Here is a 24,536-nt window from a genome sequence, read left to right as displayed (position 1 = left end):
TCTATGGTTCCAAAATGAATTTCTTCCCCCTTTCCCCCTTAACCCTTAACCCTTTTCCTCCAGAAGTCTATTAACTTCTCCTTCACGGAAAATCGGGGCGATAACCGTCGGGGGTAATGGTCTTCGAGTCGAGTTTGGCGTTGGTAAAATCCACGTTTTTCGCTCGAAAAAAGTTGCTCCCCCCAAGCTGTGCCCCGGCGAAATTCGCGCGATCGAGATTGGCACGACTCAAATTTGCCCCGGTGAGGTCGGCATTTTGCAGGTTCGCATTGGACAAATCCGCTTCTTGAAGATCGGCACCGCGCAGGTTGGCTCCTTGAAGGTCAACCTGACGAAGATTTGCCCGCGATAGGTCGACTCCTTGGAGATTGGCTTGGGATAAGTTTGTTTGATAAAATTTTGTATCGGCCATTTGCGCCCCCTCCCAACTCGTATTTTGTAACTGAGCTTGGGATAAGTTTGCATAAGGCAAGTAAGCGCGCGTCAGATCGCTACCGGAGAGATTAATGTCTCGCAAATCGATCTCGAATAAATCTTCTTCTCTCAAGTCGATCGCCCCAAATTCTCGCTGACCGCTTGTGTATTGAGCTACTAGTTCTGCTGCGCTGACCCGTTCCATATTACCCAATATGTGGACATCACGAAGTACCCGCGATCGAGCGTGGGAAGACATCATTCATCGAGAACGCGCCTCAACGAACGCACCACCAGACCGGTTCGATTCGCAGGAATAAACCTTTAAGAGGTTGGTGTGTATTTATACCTATTCCTCAATTGTTAGCTTAATATTGTGTAACGAAATCTGCGCTCGTTTTTAAGCATTGCTTAAGCATCCATCGACTGTTCTCTCTTGTACCAAAGATGAACGGGTATTGGTGGACATCGAGGGCAAAGGGGACAGGGGAGGCAGAGGGAGGTTGGACTCCTCGGGACGCGCAAGACGCAAGGGAATGCCGACCGTCGGGAGGCAGAAGAGGAAAATGGACAATGGGTCAGTCGCGACGTTCTTCCTTGTCTCCCTTATCTCCTTGTCTCCCTTGTCTCCCTTGTCTCCCTTGTCTCCCTTGTCCCCTTGTCTCCTTGTCTCCTTGTCTCCCTTGTCCCCTTGTCTCCTTGTCTCCCTTGTCCCCCCATATTGTCGGGAGTCTCGCTCTCGGGTTAGGTTGTGGGTGTGCGTAGTCTTTCCTCCATCGATCGATGTCTGACGAATCCCTTTGTTTTGCCCAGCATTACCACGAACGAACGAAGTACGATCCCCAAACGATCGACTCTAAAAGCAAACCCCTAGACTGGGATGCTCAGCCGGTTCCTTTCAAAGAATATAAATTCGGGACGACCATCGATCTTAAGCCCTATCTCGACCCCAAAGCCGAACTGAGTTGGTGGTGTCGTATCTCCCGGTTGCTTTACGCGAGCTACGGTATCACCGCAAGAGTGCGCACCCTCAACGGGGAATCGATTTTTCTGCGTTCGGCCCCATCGGCTGGCGGGTTGTATCCAGCAGAAATCTATCTGATTTCGCGGGGAACCCCAGAACTGCCGGCGGGATTGTACAACTACCAAGTCCGAAGCCACTCCCTGATAAGGTTTTGGGATAGTGACCTGTGGAGATCGCTTCAGGAGGCGAGTTTCTGGCACCCATCGCTCGATCGTACTCAACTGGCGATCGCTACCACTGCCGTATTCTACCGTTCCGCGTGGCGCTACCAAGATCGAGCCTACCGCCGCATCAACCTCGATACGGGTCACCTGCTGGGGAATATCGAACTGGCTTCGGCCCTCAACGACTATCGCCCCCACCTCATCGTCGGTTTTTCCGATCTAGCCGTCAACAAGTTGCTTTACCTCGATCCCCAAACCGAAGGCACCCTTTCGATCGTTGCTCTAGCCGATTTGCGGGATATCGAGCATCACATTTCCCTCCATCAAAGTGCGATCGCCTCTGCCATTACCACCGACTATCCGAAACTAGAGGAAGGGGAGTTACTGCCCTATCTCCATCGCGTCTCGCAAATCGATACCGAACCGAAACCCGCCGATGCCACCGCATCTACCTCGAAAGAATCTCCCCTGGAAGATAAATACAACTTCCCGTTTTGTACGAAGGTAGCAACCACGACACCTCCGATTGATTGGGGGGAAAATGCGATCGGTCTGGAAAAAACGATATTCGAGCGACGTTCGACGCGGGAATATACCGGAGGTTCGATTTCTCTGGCCGAGCTCAAACTGCTGCTCGATTTTACCTATCAGCCGAAGCATTACGTCGAGCAAGGACTCGATAACGCGCCCGATTATTGCGATTTGGATTCGATCGAAACGTTTATTGCCGTAACGGCCGTGGAAGGTCTCGACGATGGCTGCTACTACTACGCACCCAAAGCCCAAGAACTGCGACAAGTCCGGTTTAAAAACTTCCGCCAGGAGCTGCATTTCTTATGTTTGGGTCAGCCGTTGGGACGGGATGCAGCCGTGGTGCTCTTCCATACCGCCGATTTAGCACAGGCCGTGGGGAAATACGGCGATCGTGCCTACCGCTACTTACACCTCGATGCCGGACATCTGGGACAGCGTCTTAATTTGGCAGCGATTCACCTCGGTTTGGGCGCGAGCGGTATCGCTGGCTTTTTCGACGATCGCGTCAATGAAGTGTTGGGCATTCCCGAAGATGAAGCCGTTCTCTACATCACCACCCTGGGACAACCGAAGTGATGGGAAGAGGGGGGAGACAAGGGGACAAGGGGACAAGGGGACAAGGGGACAAGGGGACAAGGGAGAGGGGGAAGAGCGTCGCGACTGAGCCATTGTCTATTGTCCCCCTTCGCCCTCTTCGCCCTTGAATCGTCAGCGCCCTCGCCCGACAAACTCCAATCGGGATAGGGCGCTGGTTGCGGATTCGCGAATGTAAGTATCGATGGATTCATCGTTGGCCAAAGCTGTCAGCACTTCTGATGCTTCGTCACCCCCGACAGAAGCCAGCGCGTTGACGATCGCGACCGCCAGAGCGATGTTATCGGTGGTTTTCAGAGTCTGTGCGAGGATGGGGGATGCCGGAGCGCCCATTTCCCCTAATGCCATTGCGGAGGCGATATAAACTACGGGATTGTCATCGTTGAGGGCAGCTTCTAATCCCGCTAAGCCTTCTTCTGGCATGGGATCGTCGAAATAGTTGACCGCCACCTGAGCCAGCGCCTTGGCACAACTGGCGCGCACTGTGGGATTCTCGCTCTCTTGCAACAACTGGGCGACGGGGGCAACGGCATCGGCACCGATAACGCCGAGGGTTTTCACCGCAGCGCGCCGATAGACCACATCTTCCTCATCCAACACCCCCATCAGCCGCCCGATGGTATTTTCGTCGCGACAGTCGGCAATCTCTCGCATCGCCCGACTTCTGAGGTTGGGGTTGGGGTGTTTGAGTTGTTGGAATAGCTCGTCGATGGTCATCACAAAATCTTCCTCATTACGATCGCGCTGGGTTCGGCTCCAGAACCCGAATCCTCCATCGCTGTCATGTGCTTGAAGCAGGCTAGGAAGAAAAATCAGCAGATCGGGTTCCGTGCGCCTAGTGTACCGGAAAATTTCGAGAGATTGAAATCCGCGTCTGGTCATGGGCACTTTCATAGACTCACGAAGATGGCAGGAGTTGCTGGTAGATTTGCCGGAGATCTTCGGCTTCTGCTTGGGGGAGTCGCGTTTTAGAATTGTCAAAGGGCAGGCGCGCAAAACGATCTGGGTTGCTCGCAATTCGATCGAGCAATAGTTTGAGTTCGCCAACGGTATTTTCCGGATACAACCAACCATTGACCCCCTCTTCCACCATTTCTAAAAAACTCCCGTACTTCGGTGCAATGATGGGGGTCTGGCGTTCGATCCCTTCGAGGACGGCATTGGGTAAATTATCCGTCCACCGACTGGGGGCAACTTGAAAATGAATCTGTCGATGTGCGTCATCAATCGATCGAGTATCGCGTCCGTTAAACTGTCGTTGGCTAACCCAAGGAAGGGCGTTAATTTTGCGCGTCATTTGTTTGCCAAATCCAGACCGATCGTTGCCAGCATAGACGATTAAAAAGACATTTCGCTCGGTTTGCGATCGCACTTGAGATAATGCCTCAATTAAGATATCTAATCCTTTATCGAAGGTGAGTTTGCCGACAAAGCCAAACACAATTCCATCTGAGGGTCGATCCGATCTCCGAATTTGAGTTCCCGGTTGCGTCCCATAGGGAACGTGAAAGATTTTATCGACCGGTAAGCCATTTCTGGCAAAAAAGTGTTTGAGACTTTGTGATGGTGCAATGAGGGCATCAATTTGTTGAAAATCTGGTCTTAAATTTGTCAGTCGCGTTTCAGTAATTCGCCGCTTCCGAGAAGTTTTCTCTATAATTTCAGAGATATTTTCGGGATATATTTTTTTTAATTCTGATGGAAAATATGTGGATGCCAGGAAAAGTTTGAGCGCAACTTTTTTCATCACATCTCGATGATTGTAATGGCATTGCAAGCAAGAGACTTCATCTTGTGGTCCTTGACAGCGTTGTGAGGTTCTCGTGAGGAGGTGAGAGTTGGCACAAAGCCATGCGTAGTCGAGTGCGGTGACGACGACTTTAAACTCGGTTGATGCTAATGCTTCTAACCAACATCCTAGAGATTCTTTAACCTCAAGCAGGTGAAAAATTCCAGTTTGAGTGGGGAGTTGACTTAAGATTTTTTGAAATAACGCAATTATATTTCTATCTTTCCAAGTTTGAATGGCTGGGAGTTCGATCGAAATATATTTTCCAAATTCACAGGTATCAACTTTAATCGAACTCGAGAAATCAAAAACTTGAAAATCGGTCTTCCATCTCCAGCTAATTATTATTAAATCTAACGAAAAATTCTTTAAGCCTAAAATTAAGTTTCTAGCACTTTGAGAACCACCATTGATAATTTTAGAGTGATAATGAAAATTTTGAACGACGAGATAAATCATTTAATAAACTCCCCATTATTCAAAATATTGCCGCCAAAGTTTTTGATATATGTTTTCGATTTCGCGAACTTGATGTTCTAAGTTAAATTGATTCATTGCCACCTCTTGACCCTTTCGACCCATCTTAATTCGGTCTGGTCTCGATAAATTCATAAAACGAAGGATTGTATTCGCTAACTCCTCAGCATTTCGAGGTGGAGATAATAAACCCGTCTCTCCATCAGATACAATCTCTGAAACGCCATCGACTGCAGTTGCCAGTACGGGTTTTGCCATTGCCATAGCTTCAACGATGGTTAGCGGTAAACCTTCATAAAGACTTGAGAGTAAGAACGCATCCGCACAGGCGAGTAATTCATTGATATCTTGTCGAAATCCTAAAAAAACAACATTATCTTCGAGTTGATATTCTTTGATAGTTTGTTTTAATTTTTTTTCTAAAGGACCATTACCGACGAGTAAAAAAATAGCGTATTTTAAAAGCGATCGATGTTGTTTAGAAATCTTAAGTAAAGCCTCGAATAGGAAAATATGACCTTTCTGTTCGGAAAGTCTAGCCACATTCAAGAAAATCGTTTTATCGCTGAGATTAATGTTGTACTCCCGTTCGATTTTTCTCTTTTTTTCTTCTCGGTCTATATCGATAGTTTTAAAATTGGTTAAGTGAATTCCATTCTGGATTGTTTTAATCCGATCGGCGGGAGTTTGATAGTGGTCAATACAATCTTGGCGAACGGAATTTGAGACAGCGATCGCGAGTTTTGGCGTTCTCAAACAATACGGACGCAGGATTTGAGATTTTATAAAATATTGCGGATCGGGTTTTGCGGGTTTATTTTGAATCGTCTGAATGACAATCTTATTTAAAGCCAGAGCAATGACAATTGGAATATTGCCAGAATCGATCGAACCTTTATAAACATGAAGGATACTATTTTGTTTCGATATCGCTTTGGTCAGTTCCCAAATCTTGCGAATATCTCTTAAGCCTTTATGAATTTGAATATGAATGGCTCGATCGATAATTTTTGCCTGTTGGAGTCGAGCGACATACTCGAAAAACGGCTCAGTGTTATGGGAAAAGTAAGTATCTGTAATAAAAATTATATTTTTGTTAAATTCTTGAGAGTCAAGTGATTCTATCAGTTGGAGTAAATGATGTTCGCAACCTCCAAATTCTTGAATGTGGGTTAAATAGGTGACATTAACCGGTTTTACTGAGGTCATGGCTTCAGGAGTTTGCTCAAGAATTGATAGTTATTTCGACCTAACACAAGTTTGGCGATCGCATAAATAAATTTTTGGGTCAAGAGAGTTGATGGATGATGCTCGATCGCCGATAATAAGTAGTGAAAAATTTGCCTGCTGACTGAACTTCGATTCGCATAAACTAATGCTTCTTGTGAGATTGCACGAGCAATTTCTCGTTTTTGAGTCACGTCAAGATTTGACGAGCGCAAATAGTTTTTAAAAACCTGCAATGTTTCTTGCCACACGACATCTGCATCCCCTTGAGTTTTGGCGGCTGGTTGATATCGGTAGCAAGAAAGTAAGCGATCGCAATAAATGGGGTTTGCCTGCTCGATCGTGGATAACCACAAATCCAAATCCATGGTGTAGTGTAGTTTTTCATCTAGGGGACGCACCCGTTCCCACATCGATCGATTCCAAAAGGTTGATTGTTGGGGAAACCAGTTCGCTAACCAGGAAATCAGCGTTTTTCTAGAAATATCCGCCACAAACCGAGTATCCAAAAATTGACTGGACGCATCAATAATTTCCGTCCCACCCACAAGCCAAGTTGGAGTTGAGAAATCTCGTAAATTTTTCGCGACAAAATGTAGTGCGTTGGGTTTGAGTAAATCGTCGGAATTGAGCCAAGCTAAAATGGTACCCGTGGATTTTTCAAACCCTTTATTAATCCCGTGAGATTGTCCGCGATCGGGTTCGCTAATCCAATAAGATATCCACGGTTCGTACTTGCGAATAATTTCCAGAGAATTATCGCTACTGCCACCGTCGATAATAATATATTCTAAATTGGGATAACCCTGTAATAAAATAGATCGAATGGTTTCCTCGATAAACTCACCCTGATTAAAACTGGGAGTAACAATACTAATTTTTGGAGATTCTGAATTCTTGGAATCTTTCTCGGAGATGGGTAATGTTTCTGGCGTCCAAGGCCACCCCTCCTTTCCGAGTGGAGGAGGTGGTAGCATTTGTAGAGTCGGCAAATTTCGAACGGTTTGCATTTTCTCAATCCGAGACTATTCAAATTTGTCAGAGCAACCTAATTCTCACTTCAAGAAAAAAATCATCAATATATAGCAGTTTTCATACTCATGAGGTCCAGAGTTTCTGGTTTTAGGAAACAGGGAATGGGGAATAGGGAATTGGAAATAGAATTTGGGTGTACCTCCGTCTACTGAAAATTCCTATATATATAACAAAAACAAAAAAAATCTATATATTTAGGCATGGTATAGGCTTATTTAAAAATATTTGAGAATTTAAATAACAGGGATTCGTATTCAATTTTGTTGCGTTCGTGAGGTTCTCGCAGGAAAAACTCTAAAGGTAATGTTTTCCAGGATTTGATTCGAGACGGGCGATTGAACTCGATCGTGCGATTTAAATCTTCCCAAGTGTAACCCATCGTTTCGATAATATCTTTTCCTAAATACTGTAAATATTCATTCACTAAACGCCAGACTTGAGGATGTTTTAAATACTGAATCCAGCGATCTAAATTTTGCGGATTTGGCTGAGTGTAACGATAGACCATATCCCGATCTCCAAATTCCCATTTTTTCGAATTATCGTAGTTAATCGTTTCTCGATCGAAATTTAGACCGAGCTGTTGGTATATTCTCTTAAACTCTCGTTCTGGATTCTCCAGAATTTGTTCGTAATGCAAAACGAATGCTTTATTTTGTAAATGTTTAATTCCATTAATGAGTAAATGGGGAGCTTGCAGTAAATCGTGCTTGTATAGATACAGACGTTCCCACTTATCCTGAATCCAAGTGCGATAAATCGAGCATAAGACCGATAACGGATTTCTCAGTAAGATAATAAAGTTAGCGTGGGGAAACGTTCGATACAATTCGGTAAGAATGTGATAGTAGCGAGGTGTTTTATCGAGAAAATAATTTTTTCCGGAGCTGCTTAATGCCGATGCATATAAAGATGTATAAGCTTGACGAATTGCTTGGAAATAAGTGTCTTCTCCTCCTGGAACTTCTTTGATAAAGTTAACCAAGGCGGAATGGCACCAACGCGCGTTATACTCTGCGTCATACCCCTCTTTTCGTAGACCATAAAGAGGATGCAGCATCAGCCAAGGTTCCGAGACGGTATGAATTTCTGGATGATTGCCCAGAATGCGTTGAGTCAGCGTCGAACCGGCACGAGGCTGAGAAATTAAAAAAATTAATTTTTTCCCGATATCATCAATTGGAGAGTGCATGATTTATCTCAATTTGCTAGCTTTGGGACTTGGAGAGTGAGACCAACTGTGAGGTAAGACTAAAAAACCACTACTTTGATCTAAAGACACTCCACTTCCATAGATATCTTTAGAACTCACTTCTAAAGAAACAACACTTTCAAGTTTAAATAGAAATTCAATATTCGGTTTGGTGACTGCAATGTCAAAACGATAACTGCCAGCGGTCACTGGGAGTTGAGGGATTGTGAGATCGATATAGCCTTGAGGTTCGAGTTTATCAATTTCAAAACCACTAATGGGAAGCGTGCTCAATCGAAAAATTTCTTGACCGGTGTAACTTTTTAAACTCACCATAAATGCGATCGAAGACTGTAAAAAATGTTCTTCAGTACTGTAGGTGATTCTAATCGTTAAGAAATCACCCGTATGAATAACTTTCTTGGGGGATTCGAGTTCTGATAAAATTTCAATATTTTGAATCGTAATGCCACTTCTAACAGATTGTAATAAGTTGCGTTTAACTGAATAGGCTAAATGAGTCTCTAACTCTTGACTGCCTAAATTTAAATACTGAAAAACACAGTTCTGAGTCGAATCATCTAATAACAGATGACCCGAATTGAAAAGAATGGCTCGATCGCAGAGTTTTTCAATCGCACTCATATTATGGCTGACAAATAATACCGTGCGTCCTTCTTTTCCGACATCCTCCATTTTTCCCAAGCATTTTTTTTGAAACGCCATATCCCCAACTGCCAGAACTTCATCCACCACTAAAACTTCCGGCTCTAAATGTGCGGCCACAGCAAACGCCAGACGTACGTACATCCCGGATGAATAGCGTTTAACAGGAGTGTCTAAAAACTTTTCGACTTCAGCAAACGCCACAATCTCATCGAACTTGCGTTTGATTTCAACTTTACTCATCCCTAAAATTGCACCATTGAGAAAAATATTTTCTCGACCGGTTAATTCGGGATGAAATCCCGTTCCTACTTCTAATAAACTTGCCACTCGACCATTGATAGTAATGCGTCCTCGGCTGGGATCGGTGATGCGGCTTAATATTTTTAAAAGTGTCGATTTTCCCGCTCCGTTTCGACCGATAATTCCAACTCTGTCGCCTTCTTTGACCTCAAACGATACATCTTTTAACGCCCAAAATTCTTCGCGAGTTGAACGTAAATCCTTAGTTTTACGGGGTTTTACAAGATGACTAACTGACTTCACCCCTTGAACGATCGCATCTCGAAATGTCGCATATCGCTCTTGTCTCTGATGGGCGATCGTATATTTTTTACCGAGATTTTCGACCTGAATCACTGTATCAGACATGAATTTAGCAGGATTTTTTTAAGGGTTGGCTCGAAGATTAAACGGAAGCCGATAAACTAGAACAAAAGGGATAAATCGATGGTTTCAGAGTTAAATAATATCGGCAAAGGTTCGCTCCACTTTTCGAAAGTACCAAATCCCACTCGCGAGTAACGTAGAAACGAGAGCCAGAGATAGGATAAATCCCGGTAAATATAATGTCGCTTCGCCGCCAATAATTGCCCAGCGAAAACCATCGATCGCGCTCACCATGGGATTTAGAGAATACAAAAATCGCCATTGTTCCGGCACGACACTGCTACTAAAACCCACCGGAGAAATATACAAGCCAAATTGGACGATAAACGGCACGATATAGCGAAAATCGCGATATTTAACGTTCAGGGATGCCAGCCACAATCCCCCGCCAATCGCCGCAGCAAAGGCGATCGCAATAAAAAACGGTAACGTCACAATGCGCCAACCGGGAATAAAGTTATACCATGCCATTAACCCCAGTAAAATCATGCCCGAAACGAGAAAATCAACGAAACTCACCACCACTGCACTGGAGGGAATAATGAGTCGCGGAAAATAGACTTTAGCGATTAAATTCGTGTTCGTAATGAGACTGGTACTACAGCTTGATAAAGAGTTGGCAAAAAACTGCCACGGCAGCATCGCCGCAAACACTAAAATCGGGTAGGGTGCCCCTTCTGAGGGCAGTTTGGCGATTTTTCCAAAGACGATTGTTAGCACTACCATGCTTAAAAACGGTCGCAGCAGCGCCCAAGCAATACCAATAACCGTTTGTTTGTATCGAACGAGAATATCGCGCCAAGCTAGGAAATAAAATAGCTCTCGATAGTGCCATAAATCTTTCCAATACTGGCTTTCGGTCCGACCGGCTTCAATAATCAGTTTTTGAGCGTGAGATGACACCACTGTTCTCCGAAAAATAGCGCGGACGATTGACGTTTATCGAATCAAAATTTCTGGCAAGATTTATCTTTTTTTCAAAATTTATAGTAACCGCTAGCATCCCCAGAGGAGGGCCAAACATTTGGATATCTTAAGTTTCGCGTTACCCAGAATTTATTGCCCAAATGCTTGTGCCCCTACAGGTTCTCCTACTCGCGATCGCGTGTGTCCTCACCCAGATTGCAACTGCTATAATCCCCCTCAGCGACGACGAAAAATATCTAAAAGTTTCTCCACTTGTCCGTTATTTTCCCCAACCCGATCGCCTCCATTGAACTCAGAAAGAGCGTAGTCCCCGTAATCTCTCCCATAGCCGTAATCCCCATGGCCTCGATCGACCAAATTGGCGATCGCCCCTGCCATCCGGCATCCCCGCAAGATTTCCATCGCCCGTTCGATCGCCCCCTGAGTCACTTTTTCCATCCCCACCACGAAAATCGCGCTATCGATGCGATCGCTCAAACTCTGCATATCCGCCAGCAACCCCACCGGCGGCGTATCCAGGAGAACGTAATCGTAGGCCTGCCGCCATTGCCCCACCAGGGTCAGCATTTTGCTGGAATTCAACAGCGCCACGGGATTGGGGGGTCTCGGACCGGCGGTGAGGATGTCGAGATTTTCGATTTCCCCAGATCTGACCAATTCCTCCCAAGGTCGTTCGGTGGCGATCGCCGTACTCAACCCCGTCGCATTGGCTTGTTGGGCTAGTTTGTGCAGTGTCGGCTTGCGCAAATCCCCATCCACCACCAGCACCCGCATCCCCAACCCGGCCATCACCACCCCCAATCCGTAAGTCAGCGTCGTTTTTCCTTCTGCGGGGGTGGCTGAGGTGAAGGCCAATACCTTCATCGCGCCGGTTTCGCGCACTAGGTAGCGCAAGTTCATCGCCACGGAACGGAGTGCTTCGACAAACGCGCCGTCTCGTTCGTGGGGATGTTTCACTCTGGGAATGATGCCAAGCAATGGCAAGCGGGTGAGTTGTTTGACCTGCTCGATTTGTTTGACGCGGCGATCGAGCCGTTCTAAGACGATCGCCACTCCCACCCCTAGCAATCCGCCGACGATCGCCCCCATCATCAATCCGCGCTTCACATCGGGCGAAATCGGTTCGCTGGGTAAATAGGCCGGTTCCAATACCTGCCAGGGGGCAATTTCTTGAGCCTCGGCAATCTCCAATTCCTGTAACTGGGATAAAAAGCGATCGACCGATTCCGATTTCAAGGCTAACTGACGTTGCAGTTCGGCATAGGTTTGCTGGAGTTGGGGGATTTGCTGAAAATTGAAAGCGACTTCGGCTTCCAACTCTCGAATGGCAGTCAACTGGCTTTTGCCGGCCGCGAGTTCCGCTTCCACTTCCAACAGTTGTTCGGTCAAACCCCGTTGAATATCTTCCACCCGCGAGGCTTGCTTGATATCTTTAGGTGATGGCGCGCGACCCAACACCTGCCCCATTCGCCCTTGCAACAGCCCCCGCAGCTCATCGCGTTGAAACCGCAAATCTTCCACCGTCGGATGGGTATCGTGCAGGCGAGTGCGCTCTAGGGCGTACTGGGCTTCGATTTCCCGCAATCGGGCAGCTAAATCGAGATAGTCTCGATCTTGGCTGAGAATCGTGTAGGGCAGTGCCGTATCTGGATTTTGACCGGCCCGGTTCAATTGGCGGCGCAGTTCCCCGTACTGGCGCTGGATGCGGCTGAGGTTCACTTCCACGTCCCGCGCTTGTTGTTCGAGGGATTGCTTGTAGTTGCTCGCAGACACCGCATAGGCATCGGGATCGACAATGCCGTGACGCTGGCGGAACTCGCGAATTTCCAGGGCGGCTTCGTCGAGTTCGGCGATCGCGGCGGGGAGTTGTTCGCGAATGAAAGTAATGGCATTGGTGGCTTGAGAGAGCTGCCGTTCCAGGCTGTAGTCGACATAGGTGGCCCCCAGAACATCCAACACCGTCTTCGCCCGTTGGGGATCGGGGTCGGTGTAGGAAACGATGAGTACGTCCGCTTCCCCCGCTTGCCCGATGGATAAACTTTCGACGATTTGCGCCCCGCTCAAATCGATAGCATCCGATCGGGCGATCGCGCTCTCGATTAACGCCTGACTGCGTAAAATCTGAATTTCCGTCGATAAATCTTTGACGCCAACCTCGGCCGCCTCCAACCCGAGAATCGTGGGTGTCGCTTTCTCGTTAGCCAGTAATATCAGCGTTTGGGACTTGTATTGAGGCGTTTGCCGCATCGTCGAAAACACGAGCCACGCAAATGCGCCCACCGCCACGAGGAGCGAAGGTTTCCATTGCCGGCGCAAGGTCTGCCCTAGCTCCGACAGCGAGAAATCCGTATCTTCGACTGGCACCCCAACTCCATTGAGGAGGGTAGATTCGTTGCTCATCACCTTGACTCGCAGATCGCGCGCGATGGTGCAGTAGCATCATCGCCCGGTTTTTCGCCTGGGTGGGTTTTGCCTGGGTGGGAGAATGCTCCCAAACCGTCTCCTCGGAAATGTTACTGATATGTTATGGCAGACCCACCGGAATTGACAACGCAAGTTACGGGAATTTACGTAAGTTTCCGTGCCTCTCCGTTGCCATAGACCCCTCGGGCTGCAAATAGTTCCGGGTTTTCTCGGAATCGATTTCGTGGGGTATCGGGGATAATTACGCATCGATGCTGGGATCGATCGAGAAGGCAACTTTTACGCAGAAGCAACGTCTGGAGTCAATGGACAATGGACAATTGATAATGGGAAGTGCGTTTACAAGTAATAAGTAATAAGTTTGACGGGTACTGAAAATCTTCAGATTCAATAAACGAATGAGGTCTCAATTTTTTCTTGATGAATTAAGAGGCGCACGTTCCGTTTGATTCAGGCTTCACCGATACGACTTAGGGATGTGCGGGAAAATAACGTACCCATCGTAAGGGTCAAGGGCTCTTGACCCCTACTGCACGTATTTGTGAAGCGGGTACCTTATTTTTTTGCAAGTCCCTTATCACTTATTACTTACGCGATGTGCGCTCTTTTTGCGCGCGCCATATGGTGAGCGAGTCGAAAAATCCCCCATTCCCCATTCCCCATTCCCCATTCCCCCGTGCGGTTAGGTTTTGGATAAACAAGTTGAACATGGCGTTACTTATTACTTATTAAAAGATGGTGCGACAACTGTACGAAGAATTGATGCGACGTTTGGGACGCAGACGACGGCAATGCGATCGGCCAGGAAGTGATGCCATTAGTTGGGTAATTCCGGGAAAATTGGCGGTGGGAGGACTGCCGCGAGTGGGACGGGCCGCACAGTTGAAAAATGCCGGCATTGAAGCGGTGCTGGCACTGTGCGATGAATCGGAAGGGGAGATGCTACCCGCTATCAAAGCAAGTTTTCAAACCTGGCGCTACGTTCTACCCGATCGACATTACCGAGAAAAACTCACTCCGGTACAACTGGCGGCTGCCGTGGAAATCGTCCATCAAAGCTTGCAAAACCAAAAGCCTATCTACGTTCACTGTTTTGCGGGTATGGAGCGCTCTCCGACGGTTTGCATTGCCTATTTGTGTCGCTACAACCAGCAAAATCTCTGGGAAGCCCTCGAATGGGTAAAATCCGTTCACCCTCGCACTTGTCCGACCGCCGAACAACTACAAGTACTAGAGCAGTTTATCGCCAATTGACACTCCCCAGGTTAAAGGCATGGGGATTCTTGAGTCTACGACTCGCCTTGCTGAAATCGGTTTTCACCGATTTCAGTAGAGGCGCGCGTCTTCTGAAGCGTTTGGGGCAATGGGAGGTGCATTTAGACTGCTATCGTATCGATCGAATGCGTGGCGGCGGGAGGTTTCTCCATCCCTCGGAGGGCGTTATCTGGCGATAAATATTTGTCGATCGCACTTAATATTTTTGACGTTTCGATCGGCTTTTTCGTACAATCGGAAGCCCCCGCCATTTTGGAGCGAAAACCATCAATTCTCCCACTGGTTAAAATAACGATCGGCACGTTTTTGAGGCTCGAAACTCGGCGAATTTGGCGGCACAGTTCGTAACCGTTAATCACCGGCATGACTAAGTCGAGAAAGATTAAATCTGGCTGGCGATCGATTAAAACGCCTAACGCGCGAACCGGATCGCGTAAACCGATAAACTCGTAACCGGCTTCTTGGATAATTCCCCTCATCAGATTGTAAACTTGCAGGCTATCGTCTACGCAAGCAATTCGTTTTTTAGCTCGATCGGCGATCGCATTTTCAGAAGCTCGAGCTTTGTGTCCGGGATGGGGAAAATCCGGCAATTCTACCAATTGAATGATGCCCGTTTCCACCAAAGGAATTAAATGTTTAACGACTTTAATTTCGTTTTTCTTAATTAAGTTGGCAACATCTCGGAAGGTTCTTTTGCCATTCATCAATCTTACCATATGCTGGTAAGTCTGTGGATTGGTTTTCTCTTTGAGTTTGTCTGAGTGTTTTAAAATTGGTGCTGAATCGAGAAAGATACTATTTAATTTTAGTTTTTGCCACTGTTTCCAATTCTCGATCGCATTCAAAAGGAGTGGTTTAATATTAAAGATTTTAATGAAGTTAATTGTCGAGCGATCGAGATCGGAATTAAACTCTTCATAAATCAGCATTTCTCGAAATTCATGCTGCATGATATCGAATAAATTTTCGACAATAATTTTTTCGAGGATTTCTTTAGCTCGATCGATGCTAATTTTTTTCTTCTCCATCAACATATAGATCGCGTGATAATCCCAACCATATTCAAAATTGCTGTTCTCCGGTTGGAAGTTGGGGCCTCGAAGCAGCGCATCGAGATCGAGCTTGAGTTTATCTCGATAGAGGTGTCGATAAAGCTGTCGGGCAACATGATTGCCACCAGTCACCCAAATCAAACGACCGATACATAGATACAGCGTCCATTCCACGCCCGATAGGGTTCTGATGGTTAAACGCCCGGTAAATTTATGTTCTCCCAAAATCGTTAACTTATAAATAAAGCTTTTACGGCTTACCTTTTTTAGATTGAATGTCATCGTCATATCTCCCAAAAACCGTTCTAATAAATCCCGAAATAAATGCTGGGTCTTCCTTCGGATTCAAAGGTTCCCTCGTTCGATGTATCGATCGGTGCTCGGAGTCTGTAGCACCTCGGGCGAGTTGAGTTCCCGAGTTCCGGATTATTGAAATCTTGCCAATCGATTGACTGATTTTTCTTGACTTATTCTTTACGCTAAAGTCTTCGTGTTGATGCTCGTGTATATTTATGTTTGCGTTTGTTTGCGTTGGCGGTGGCTCTTCCCAAAAGGATGCGCTATCGTGAAAAAAATCAACTGCAGACTAAATGGCAACCGTTGAAATCCTGCTAATTTTCGCGGTGGGTTTAGCCCCCGCCATGTTTTCGGGCTGGTACGTTCGGAAGTTACGCGATCGGGCACGCGATCGACTGATTGCTGCCCGAGATGCCACCGCCACCGGCATTCTCTTGTCAACTCCCCCCAGAATCGTCCACACTCGCATCATCGGCGATCGCACCTGCGAGTTTAACGCTCGATCTCCCTATCTGCGCTGTGCGATTAATCCCCAAGGTCCCTGTCAGGATTGTCGGCACTACAGCAGCCGCTAGGATCGAAGCTGGGGAAGCTGGGGGAGAAAGACTGCGGTGGAAATTGAGATCCCCCCTAACCCCCCTTCATCAGGGGGGGAACTCGGAAAAGTCTTGAATTAACGAATAGTGCAGCTTCCTCTGGCTTCCCCCTGATGAAGGAGGATTTAGGGGGATCTTCCGTACCTCATGAGTATGAGAAGCGCTATATTACATCAGGTTCGCTTAAATACTTCTCATTAAAATTCGCCTGAATTTAGGCACAAGCGATTCTTTATTGTAAGTAATTATCCGAACTTGATATTACTTATTAACGCGGTGTGCAACTTTAAGCCAAGCCATATGGTGAGCGAGTCGAAAAATCCCCCATTCCCCATTCCCCGTGGGGTCAGGTTTTGGATAAACAAGTTGCACATGGCGTTATTACTTATTACTTACTCAATCGTAACGCCCCATTCTTCTAAGGTAATCCCGATCGTTTGTTCGAGAAAAGTCAGAGAATTGAGATAGCTAATCGTTGCGTTAAGTTCTCCATTTTCCGCCCGAACCAAAGCATCTTCAAATCGAACCACCTCGATAATGCTACCCCGTCCCAGTTCGAGGCGGCGCTGTTCGTTTGCCAGTTGTTGTTCTGAAAGTTCTCGGGCGCGGCGGGCGAGTTGGACTTGGCGAAAATTATCCCGCACGTCTCGAATGGCATTTCTGACATCAATGGCGAGACTTTCTCGGGCTTCTTCGATATCATTTTCGAGCTGTTGAATCTGGATTTGACTGCGCTCGACGGCTTGTTCGCGGCTGAGATTGCCAAATTCTCGACTGAAGACGACTCCTGCTCGAAAGTCGGTTCGATCGCTCAATTCGCTGCTCAAATCTCCAGTCAAACTGGTTTCTACATCCAAGTTCCACAGGCGATCGTTTTCGGCGATTAATAATTGCAACTGCTCTCGATCGAGCTGAAGTAACGTTTGCTGGTAGGATGGATTCTGGGCTAAAGCAACTTGCAGTAACGCCTCTTCCTCAAAGGAAATTTCTTCTAATCGATCGGATTGGGGTACTTCAATGGCCACGGGAATGAATGTTCGATCGATATCCAAAACTTCAATCAAAGAAAGTTGCTGAGATTGGAGGCGATTTTGAGCGTTGAGAACGCTCACTTCTCGATTGGCGATCGCCGTTTCGTTAGGCACTCGTTCGACTCGGGCGGTTCTACCGGCTTCGATTAACGCCTGGGTTCTTTCAAGCTGTTCTTTGGCACTTTCTAGAGCGCGTTCTTCGATATTGAGTTGTTGTTGGGCTTGGAGTAACTCTCGGTAACTCTGAATCGCATTGGTAATCGTATCGATGAGGGTTGACTTCAAATCCCAAAGATTGGATGCTTCAACTAAGCGGGCAATTTCAATCGGGGCGCGGTTGACATCGGTGCCGAAGTTGCGAAGAAAGGGTTGTCGAAATGTGAGGGAAAAGTTACCATCCACGGAGTTGCGATCGCTCCGTAAACCCCCCGACTGCCTGCGGGCGTTGCCAACCCCTTGCAGGTTAACGCTAAAGGTTCCACCACTCGGAACCCGCCAATTAATCCCCCCGCCAATTCGGATCGCTTCGCCATGGGTTCGGTTTTCCCCAGAGAAATCTCGATCGATTTCCACGGAAAGTTCCGGTGTAAAATCGGGATTGAATCGATCTTCGGCAACGGCTAAATCTTGTCGATCGAGAATGCGATCGAGATAGGCATTTTTAATGTCTCGATTGTTTTGTAAGGCTAAAATAACAGTATCGGCTAGGGTAAGTTCTAGCGCCGGTTCGTTAGTTTCGATGGTTTCTAATTCTTCAGGTCGATCGAGAATTTCTAAGGGTTCGGATTCTTGGATGTCCTCGCTTTCCTCCCTTTGCTCTTCAAGGGTTTCCGATTCCCTACGTTCAGCTAAAGCGATCGCATTCTTCTCTTCATTTTGTTCTCGATTCAAATTTTCGCGGGCTAGATTGAGAATCTCACGTTCGGAAATTAGAATTTCGTTATCGATCGGTAAGTTTTGACGTTCGGTAGAATTCTCGGATTCGGAGATTTGAGAAGAGGCAACAGCACGATCGCAACCGTCAGGTTTGTGAGAATAACCAGTGCGTTCGCGCAACGTGTGCGTAGCACAAACATCTTGCTCGCCTTGTAGAGTATCTTGCTCCCGTTGTAAATCAACGACTAGATTCTTTGAAGCCGAGTTAGAAGGCGTTGCTACCGAGGGTAATATTCTGGCATTCGGTTCGGGTGGTTGAGGCAAATTGGGTGGCAACTCTTCCAATCGGCGATCGCTAGTTGATTCTGGGGTCGATGGAGATGGAGAAAGGCGATCGGGCGATAGATTCGGAAAAAATCGATCGGGCAAATTTTTCGCCGATACCACACTCGAATCTGCGCGAACTTGGGGGTTAAATCTCAATCCCCAAACCAAGGAACTGGCAACGCCAAAAGCTACGGCGAGTCCCATCACTTTCCCGATCGGGCGAGAATTCATTTTCGAGGAAGATGTTTGATTCTCAAGAGGCTCGTGACTCAAGGCAGAAACACCAATAAATGCTGAATACGTCGAGTGACATCGATCGATTTTACCTAAAGAATCGCACCCCACACCCTACATCCCACCCCCACCCGAAACAGTCTTATTCAAAACTGACGTTTTCTTACGATCGCAATGCAGCCACCGGATCGAGCTGGCTTGCCCGCAACGCCGGGAAAAACCCCGCCCCAATGCCCACCAGCAATGCCGAACTCAGGGCAAATGCCGCACTTTTTCCATCGAATTCGTAGGGTAACTCAAATTGCCGACTGACCACAACCGTCAAACCGTGAACGCTGCCAATGGCAAGGGTTCCGCCGAGTAAACTCAGTAACATCGCCTCCAGCACGAATTGGAGGAGAATATCCTTGGCTTGTGCCCCGATTGCCAGTCGCAAGCCGATTTCTTTGGTGCGTTCCATCACCGAAGCAATGGTGATATTGGCAATCCCCACACCACCGACAAGCAACGCCACGCCTCCCACTGCCAGGAGCGATCGCCCCACCACGTTAAGGGTTTTCTGTTGTTCGAGGATATCGAGGATGTTATTGGAGGTGCGAAAAGAGCGATTGGGGTAACGCTGTTCGAGAAGTTGCAGCAACCGCTGTTCGAGGGTCTCGATATCGCTGATGCTGTTGGGACGAATCAGAATCCCCCGCAAAAATCGGCTGCCTGTTAACGCATTATGAACCGATAGGGGCATCACTAGTATTCCTTGGGGATCTTCTTCTGCGGCATCTCGCAGTTTGGCCGCCATCACCCCCACGACAACATAGGGCCGTCCTCCAACGTAGATACGCCGATCGATGGGGCGATCTTTGCCGAAAAGTTCCTCGGCTAGGGTTTTATCGATGATAACCACCGAGCGATAGTTGGCGAAATCCGCTGGAGTAAACGATCGCCCCGCCACCATCACTCGGCCGGACGTGTCAAAATAATCTTGGGAAACACCGTACATTTCCGGTTGAGCTTCTCGATCTTGAAAAATCGCCGGACTGGGTCGCATCCACCGTGTCGTACTCACAGCTTTTGCCCCGCTCAACCGATTTTGCAGGTAGGTCAAGTCTTCTAGCTCGAAGGGTTGGTAGTTGCCTTGTCGCCAGTCGGGTCTGACGCGGATGTGGGGAGCTTCTCGTTCGGCGAGTTGTCGGGCGATAATTGCTTGACTGATGTTACTCACTTGCAGAGTGGCACTCACAGCCGCGACCCCCATAAACACCCCGAGGGTGGTCAGACTCGATCGCAGGGGATTGCCCCGCAAGGAAACATAGGTCAGTTTAAATAAGTCCGGGATCTGGAGTCCCATAATTGTGTTGAAAGCGGGAAAAAGAAGACGGGGAAAGGGAAATAACGATCTGCCAATTGTTTATCTGTCTATTTTCTAGGGTTCGTTGTCTTTCCCTCATCTAATATATAGCAGTCGCCACTGTCGTTAGGACACCAGTGACTGTGGGCGAAGGGGGCGAAGGGGGCAACGCTAGCTCTCGGGGGAAAGACCGCGGGTTCATTACACAATTGTCCGGCGTTGTCCTAACCGCAAGGCGCGGTTGCTATACGTGCATCTAGGCGATCGCTCAGAATCGATCGCCCGAAAAACCAAATTGATGGCTCGATCGTATATTAAGTGCCTCACAAGAAATGCGATCGAATGGATTTTGTATCATTAAATTTGCGCAGATTGACGGAACCGATTAAGAATATGCTTTGGACCAGATGGCGATATTGGAACGTATCTCTTGCATTGACGATCGCGGGAATCACCCTGGGAGGGATGGGGGGACCTGCCCGCAGCTCGCTACCGCAGACCGAGGTGGAACTCGCGCGCTTTAACCCGCCGACGGTGGGCGCTCCGGGAAACCGACAAGATGCGGGGAGTCGCGGCACGTCTTGCCGACTGTCTGCGATTCGATTTTTGGCATTAGTCCCAGATACAAATGTTGGTTTAACCCTCGAAGAACGCCCCACATTTTGGCTGTACGTCCCCTGTAATTTGGGTTCTGTGGAATTCGATCTTCTCGATGACGAGACCGATGAAATTCTCTACCAAACAAAATTTAATATGACCGACGGACCGGGTATCGTCAGCTTTCGTCTGCCCGAAACCGCCCCATCCCTGGAAATTGGGACCTGGTATCGTTGGATGTTTCATTTTGCTACCCCCAACTCCGAAAACATCTCTTTTATTAGTGGCGTGACGATTCGGGAACCACTTTCGATGGGACTCGAGTCCGAACTAGAAAATGCCACCCCCCGAGAACGGATTGAAATCTACGGGAAAAACGGTCTGTGGCACGATATGCTCACCGAACTGGGGGAACTCTACCGGGCAAATCCCGAAGATGCAACACTGGCGGCGGAATGGACGGAGGTGTTGCAACATCCCGTGGTGCGTTTGGAAGACCTCCGCTTAGAGCCGCTCGTGCCCTGCTGCACTCTCGAGTCGGGACAACAAACCGTACGCAACGATGAATCGGCTTCTGGGGAATATTAGACATCTGGAGGAAAAGGGTTAAGGGTTAAGGGGGAAAGGGATAAAAAATGTATGAATTCGGTATCTAAATTGATTTTATTTTGGATTTCTGGAGAGATCTATGAATGTCAGATGCCGACGCTGCCCGATCGCACGATAGAGTTGCTACCGGATGTGGAATCACTCATGGCTAGTGCAAATTAGACTTTAGATCGCTGTGTGGCAGAGGAGTCGCCAAAGTCCCAAAGTACTCAAGACTCTGTGTTTCGCGGGCGATCGCGCTTGCCAATTCCCTCACACCCATGACCGACCCCATCACCGAGATCGTGACGTTTCCCATTACTTCATTTTTTCAGCTTAGAGCGATCGATAATTTACCATCACAAAAGATAAGCGTACGGTAAGTTGATATAGCTTCGCCCTTGTTTCGATAAAATTTATCGTACCACAGGGATAAAACCCTTGCAATTTCGTTGCCAAAATCTCGCTCGTTCTCAATAAAAAGGGTATATTCTCAGGGAAATTACTCTCGCGACACAAATTTGAACCTGAATTGGTGTAACTCCTCTGTGAAAAAAGCGAAACATTACGGATTCTGAGTGCTGACATTCGTAATGGGAATCATAGGTATTGGCCCGTAGGGTATTGAATTAGGACTGACGCAGAAACTCGATCTGTAGGATGTGTTGGTGTAACCCATCACAGCAAGCCCTATTTAGCGTACTTGCGTAAGTCCCGTGAATACAACTTGGAAGGTAACGATCGCCTCAACGAGATTCCAGGCATTTTGGGCGATCGGTTCTCTCGTATACGATCTCTCAAATTTAGGTACGGCAATACGTTCGGAAATAAGCTTCCAAGTGGTGGATTGAATCTTAGAATTGGCGGATTTCAGTGCGATCTAAGGGCTGAAACTGCTTCGCCATTGTCGATCGCAAATTTTCAGAAACTTTTCTCTACAAGAGTCGGTAGGCTATGTCAACTGAAACACCCAAAGGGATTTGGATTATTAGCGAGGAAACCTCCAACTTGGGGGGAACCGGTAGCAAAGGAATCGAAGATATCGGCGCGGATTACGATCGCGACGAATATAACGAGCGTCAGCCGGATGCTTTGAAGTTGCGCACTCGCGTTAGTGCCAAAGATTTGAAAGCCAATCTGACGGAGTTTTTAGCGGTGGTAGAAGAAGCCTTCGATCGCGCCGAAGCATCTCGATCGAAAAAGATGCAACTCGACGAACTCAAACTCTCGGTAGAAATCAACGGTCAGGGAGAGGTGAATTTGTTGGGAACGGGCGGAAAAATAGGCGGTAAGGGTGCGATCGAACTGAAGTTCAAGCGCAAAGAACCGTAAACGATGGGAAGCGTAAGTCATGGGAAAAAACTGGGCAATTTGTATTGGCGTAAACCAGTACGATAACCTGCCAGAACTCAAGTACGCACAGCGGGATGCGGAACTGATGCGAGATTACTTTCTGGCGGAAGCGGGATTTGAGAAAGTGTACTTGTTTACCGATAACTCGCCACCCATTCACGATACTGGAAAACCCTTTTCCTCTCAACCGATTGGCAACCGATTGAGGCGATTTCTCCGAACCCGGTTTAACACGCCATTTATGTCTGCTGGGGATAACTTTTGGTTTTTCTTTAGCGGTCACGGATTGCGCCATGCCGATCGCGATTATCTCATGCCCTCCGATGCCGATCCCCATCCCGACGGCGTAGAAGAAACGGCAATTTCCCTCAATTGGGTGACAGAACGATTGCGGCGTTGCGGGGCAGATAATGTCGTGCTGCTGCTGGATGCCTGCCGGGACGAACAAAGCTCGAAAGGGTTGGGAATTGGACCGGAAAATCAGAAAGGGGCGATCGCCATTGCCTCGTGCAGTCCGGCAGAGCGGTCTTACGAGATTGATGAAATCGGACAAGGTGCGTTTACCTACGCGCTGTTGGAGGCATTGCGGATTCAAGGAGAAGGAAACTGTGCCACTGTCGAACGATTGTACCAGCGCTTGCAATACCGCGTTGCCGAAATCAATCAGCGGTTTCGCAAGCCTCGGCAAACCCCCTATGCTATTGCCGAACCGGCAAACAAGTACCATCTGATTTTATTGCCCCGGCAGGCAACCCTCGGGGATATCGATCGCCTCAAAAAAGAAGCCCTCACCGCAGAAGTTGATGGAGAACTCAATACCGCCGAGGCATTGACGATTCGGGTTTTAGCCATTTCTCCTGCCGATCCCGAAGCATTAACAGCATATAAACGGATCGTGCGGAAGTCCTGGGGACAGTCAAAATTATTCCAGCCGCCTCGAAACCAGTTCGCTGGGAGCAAAGGTCAAAAATCGGCTTCTTCTTCTGGGGGGGAAACGGGAATTTCTAAAATTGGGTCTTCTCGATCGAACGTTCGGAAGTTGAAGTGGTTGAGTTTAGCTGCGATCGGTCTTCTGGCAACCATCGGCATTCTAGCCGCGATCTCACATTACAACAACACACCCCAACCTCCATTCGTAGAAAATGGCACAGTAACAGGAGAAGGAGAAAACGAACCGATTCCAAATCCACCAGTGCCGGAGAAGATCGATGAAACCGAACTCGAACACCTCCTCACAGAGAAACGATGGAAAGAGGCTCACTGGACGACCACTGAACTGATGCTTCAGATTGGCGATGCCAATGGTGACGAGAGTCTTTCGATCGACGAAATTACTAAATTCTCCTGCTCGAAACTCAACAAAATTAACCAACTTTGGCTTGACAACAGCGATCGTCACTTTGGCTTTAGCATTCAGAACGATATTTATCGAGGTTGGGACAATACAGAAGACTGGAATGATTTTAGCGAGCTTGTCGGCTGGCGAGTCGGAGAAAAATTGTTGTCTAACGATAAACTGACCTTTAGCTTAATCCGCTCTCGAGAGGGTCATCTCCCGAGAATTCAAGATAGTCATGGGGATATTCATCGAGGATCTGTGGTGGCACTCCTATCTCGTTTTGAAACTTGCAACTCGAACCCAACATCTGAGAACATCGAAACCCAACCCCCTATTGATTCTTCAGGAGAAGACTCAAACACCGAGTCTCCTTCAGATTTAGAGCCGCCAATCATCGAAGAACCATCTACGGAGGAAGACTCAAACACCGAGCCTCCCTCAGATTCAGAGCCGCCAATCATCGAAGAACCATCTACGGAGGAAGACT

General features: G+C 47.6%; 20 protein-coding genes. 8 read left to right on the top strand and 12 right to left on the bottom strand.

Features of this window, described 5'->3' with window-relative positions; translation table 11 throughout:
• Positions 1-82 precede the first annotated feature (82 nt).
• The gene (locus tag AC2215_RS05835; RefSeq protein WP_486809024.1) at positions 83-676 is read right to left on the bottom strand and encodes a pentapeptide repeat-containing protein; all 594 of its coding nucleotides are present in this window, start codon (positions 674-676) and stop codon (positions 83-85) included.
• A 521-nt stretch (positions 677-1,197) separates the two neighbouring features.
• Here AC2215_RS05835 and AC2215_RS05830 point away from each other — a divergent pair.
• Entirely contained in the window at positions 1,198-2,712 is a 1,515-nt protein-coding gene (locus tag AC2215_RS05830) for a SagB/ThcOx family dehydrogenase (protein ID WP_486809023.1), read from the top strand.
• Between the two features lie 132 nt (positions 2,713-2,844).
• Here the strand turns inward: AC2215_RS05830 and AC2215_RS05825 are convergent, their stop codons facing one another.
• From AC2215_RS05825 to AC2215_RS05790, 8 genes are all read right to left on the bottom strand, one after another.
• Positions 2,845-3,612, bottom strand: a complete 768-nt coding sequence (locus tag AC2215_RS05825) for a HEAT repeat domain-containing protein (RefSeq protein ID WP_486809022.1) — start codon at positions 3,610-3,612, stop codon at positions 2,845-2,847.
• A gap of 16 nt (positions 3,613-3,628) precedes the next feature.
• Complete coding sequence (locus tag AC2215_RS05820; protein ID WP_486809021.1) at positions 3,629-4,477, bottom strand: glycosyltransferase; 849 nt, start codon at positions 4,475-4,477, stop codon at positions 3,629-3,631.
• A gap of 516 nt (positions 4,478-4,993) precedes the next feature.
• Positions 4,994-6,205, bottom strand: coding sequence for a glycosyltransferase family 4 protein (locus AC2215_RS05815; RefSeq protein ID WP_486809020.1), 1,212 nt, complete (start codon positions 6,203-6,205; stop codon positions 4,994-4,996).
• Positions 6,202-7,233: a glycosyltransferase family 2 protein gene (locus AC2215_RS05810; RefSeq protein ID WP_486809019.1), complete on the bottom strand. Its 1,032-nt coding sequence runs from the start codon at positions 7,231-7,233 to the stop codon at positions 6,202-6,204. The genes AC2215_RS05815 and AC2215_RS05810 overlap by 4 nt, the downstream gene beginning before the upstream one ends.
• A gap of 236 nt (positions 7,234-7,469) precedes the next feature.
• Positions 7,470-8,450, bottom strand: a complete 981-nt coding sequence (locus AC2215_RS05805; RefSeq protein WP_486809018.1) for a sulfotransferase family protein — start codon at positions 8,448-8,450, stop codon at positions 7,470-7,472.
• 3 nt (positions 8,451-8,453) lie between these two features.
• A complete protein-coding gene (locus tag AC2215_RS05800; RefSeq protein WP_486809017.1) occupies positions 8,454-9,767 on the bottom strand; it encodes an ABC transporter ATP-binding protein in 1,314 nt (437 codons plus the stop codon).
• 90 nt (positions 9,768-9,857) lie between these two features.
• The gene (locus AC2215_RS05795; protein WP_486809016.1) at positions 9,858-10,688 is read right to left on the bottom strand and encodes an ABC transporter permease; all 831 of its coding nucleotides are present in this window, start codon (positions 10,686-10,688) and stop codon (positions 9,858-9,860) included.
• A gap of 240 nt (positions 10,689-10,928) precedes the next feature.
• Positions 10,929-13,112, bottom strand: coding sequence for a GumC family protein (locus tag AC2215_RS05790; RefSeq protein WP_486809015.1), 2,184 nt, complete (start codon positions 13,110-13,112; stop codon positions 10,929-10,931).
• 759 nt (positions 13,113-13,871) lie between these two features.
• Between AC2215_RS05790 and AC2215_RS05785 the strand changes: the two genes are divergently transcribed.
• Complete coding sequence (locus AC2215_RS05785; RefSeq protein WP_486809014.1) at positions 13,872-14,390, top strand: protein-tyrosine phosphatase family protein; 519 nt, start codon at positions 13,872-13,874, stop codon at positions 14,388-14,390.
• Positions 14,391-14,512: 122 nt separating this feature from the next.
• Here AC2215_RS05785 and AC2215_RS05780 read toward each other — a convergent pair whose 3' ends face one another.
• The gene (locus AC2215_RS05780; protein WP_486809013.1) at positions 14,513-15,748 is read right to left on the bottom strand and encodes a response regulator; all 1,236 of its coding nucleotides are present in this window, start codon (positions 15,746-15,748) and stop codon (positions 14,513-14,515) included.
• 308 nt (positions 15,749-16,056) lie between these two features.
• Between AC2215_RS05780 and AC2215_RS05775 the strand changes: the two genes are divergently transcribed.
• Positions 16,057-16,338: a DUF6464 family protein gene (locus AC2215_RS05775; protein WP_486809012.1), complete on the top strand. Its 282-nt coding sequence runs from the start codon at positions 16,057-16,059 to the stop codon at positions 16,336-16,338.
• A 413-nt stretch (positions 16,339-16,751) separates the two neighbouring features.
• Here AC2215_RS05775 and AC2215_RS05770 read toward each other — a convergent pair whose 3' ends face one another.
• Positions 16,752-18,824 carry a TolC family protein gene (locus tag AC2215_RS05770; RefSeq protein WP_486809011.1) on the bottom strand — a complete coding sequence of 691 codons (2,073 nt, stop codon included), beginning with the start codon at positions 18,822-18,824 and terminating at the stop codon, positions 16,752-16,754.
• A gap of 166 nt (positions 18,825-18,990) precedes the next feature.
• A complete protein-coding gene (locus AC2215_RS05765) occupies positions 18,991-20,172 on the bottom strand; it encodes an ABC transporter permease (RefSeq protein WP_486809010.1) in 1,182 nt (393 codons plus the stop codon).
• Between the two features lie 393 nt (positions 20,173-20,565).
• Here AC2215_RS05765 and AC2215_RS05760 point away from each other — a divergent pair, with 393 nt between their 5' ends.
• The 5 genes from AC2215_RS05760 to AC2215_RS05740 form a co-directional block, all read left to right on the top strand.
• The gene (locus tag AC2215_RS05760) at positions 20,566-21,357 is read left to right on the top strand and encodes a DUF928 domain-containing protein (RefSeq protein ID WP_486809009.1); all 792 of its coding nucleotides are present in this window, start codon (positions 20,566-20,568) and stop codon (positions 21,355-21,357) included.
• Between the two features lie 51 nt (positions 21,358-21,408).
• Positions 21,409-21,540 carry a hypothetical protein gene (locus AC2215_RS05755; protein ID WP_486809008.1) on the top strand — a complete coding sequence of 44 codons (132 nt, stop codon included), beginning with the start codon at positions 21,409-21,411 and terminating at the stop codon, positions 21,538-21,540.
• Positions 21,541-22,073: 533 nt separating this feature from the next.
• Positions 22,074-22,208: a hypothetical protein gene (locus AC2215_RS05750; protein ID WP_486809007.1), complete on the top strand. Its 135-nt coding sequence runs from the start codon at positions 22,074-22,076 to the stop codon at positions 22,206-22,208.
• A gap of 103 nt (positions 22,209-22,311) precedes the next feature.
• On the top strand, positions 22,312-22,689 hold the full coding sequence (locus AC2215_RS05745; RefSeq protein WP_486809006.1) for a Pepco domain-containing protein: 378 nt from the start codon (positions 22,312-22,314) through the stop codon (positions 22,687-22,689).
• A 19-nt stretch (positions 22,690-22,708) separates the two neighbouring features.
• Positions 22,709-24,536 (top strand): GUN4 domain-containing protein (locus tag AC2215_RS05740; protein WP_486809005.1); only part of this gene is annotated, 1,828 nt, incomplete at its 3' end.

This window comes from Zarconia sp. (genome assembly GCF_057467645.1).
This window is presented reverse-complemented; position numbering and strand designations above follow the sequence as displayed.

What these genes read in the sequence shown, in the direction of transcription:
- AC2215_RS05785 (WP_486809014.1), top strand. Translation starts at nt 13,872, where the DNA reads ATGGTGCGACAACTGTACGAAGAATTGATGCGACGTTTGGGACGCAGA.
- AC2215_RS05825 (WP_486809022.1), bottom strand. Translation starts at nt 3,612, where the DNA reads ATGACCAGACGCGGATTTCAATCTCTCGAAATTTTCCGGTACACTAGG.
- AC2215_RS05780 (WP_486809013.1), bottom strand. Translation starts at nt 15,748, where the DNA reads ATGACATTCAATCTAAAAAAGGTAAGCCGTAAAAGCTTTATTTATAAG.
- AC2215_RS05805 (WP_486809018.1), bottom strand. Translation starts at nt 8,450, where the DNA reads ATGCACTCTCCAATTGATGATATCGGGAAAAAATTAATTTTTTTAATT.
- AC2215_RS05800 (WP_486809017.1), bottom strand. Translation starts at nt 9,767, where the DNA reads ATGTCTGATACAGTGATTCAGGTCGAAAATCTCGGTAAAAAATATACG.
- AC2215_RS05760 (WP_486809009.1), top strand. Translation starts at nt 20,566, where the DNA reads ATGCTTTGGACCAGATGGCGATATTGGAACGTATCTCTTGCATTGACG.
- AC2215_RS05790 (WP_486809015.1), bottom strand. Translation starts at nt 13,112, where the DNA reads ATGAGCAACGAATCTACCCTCCTCAATGGAGTTGGGGTGCCAGTCGAA.
- AC2215_RS05810 (WP_486809019.1), bottom strand. Translation starts at nt 7,233, where the DNA reads ATGCAAACCGTTCGAAATTTGCCGACTCTACAAATGCTACCACCTCCT.
- AC2215_RS05835 (WP_486809024.1), bottom strand. Translation starts at nt 676, where the DNA reads ATGATGTCTTCCCACGCTCGATCGCGGGTACTTCGTGATGTCCACATA.
- AC2215_RS05820 (WP_486809021.1), bottom strand. Translation starts at nt 4,477, where the DNA reads ATGAAAAAAGTTGCGCTCAAACTTTTCCTGGCATCCACATATTTTCCA.
- AC2215_RS05765 (WP_486809010.1), bottom strand. Translation starts at nt 20,172, where the DNA reads ATGGGACTCCAGATCCCGGACTTATTTAAACTGACCTATGTTTCCTTG.
- AC2215_RS05755 (WP_486809008.1), top strand. Translation starts at nt 21,409, where the DNA reads ATGAATTCGGTATCTAAATTGATTTTATTTTGGATTTCTGGAGAGATC.
- AC2215_RS05770 (WP_486809011.1), bottom strand. Translation starts at nt 18,824, where the DNA reads ATGAATTCTCGCCCGATCGGGAAAGTGATGGGACTCGCCGTAGCTTTT.
- AC2215_RS05745 (WP_486809006.1), top strand. Translation starts at nt 22,312, where the DNA reads ATGTCAACTGAAACACCCAAAGGGATTTGGATTATTAGCGAGGAAACC.
- AC2215_RS05830 (WP_486809023.1), top strand. Translation starts at nt 1,198, where the DNA reads ATGTCTGACGAATCCCTTTGTTTTGCCCAGCATTACCACGAACGAACG.
- AC2215_RS05815 (WP_486809020.1), bottom strand. Translation starts at nt 6,205, where the DNA reads ATGACCTCAGTAAAACCGGTTAATGTCACCTATTTAACCCACATTCAA.
- AC2215_RS05775 (WP_486809012.1), top strand. Translation starts at nt 16,057, where the DNA reads ATGGCAACCGTTGAAATCCTGCTAATTTTCGCGGTGGGTTTAGCCCCC.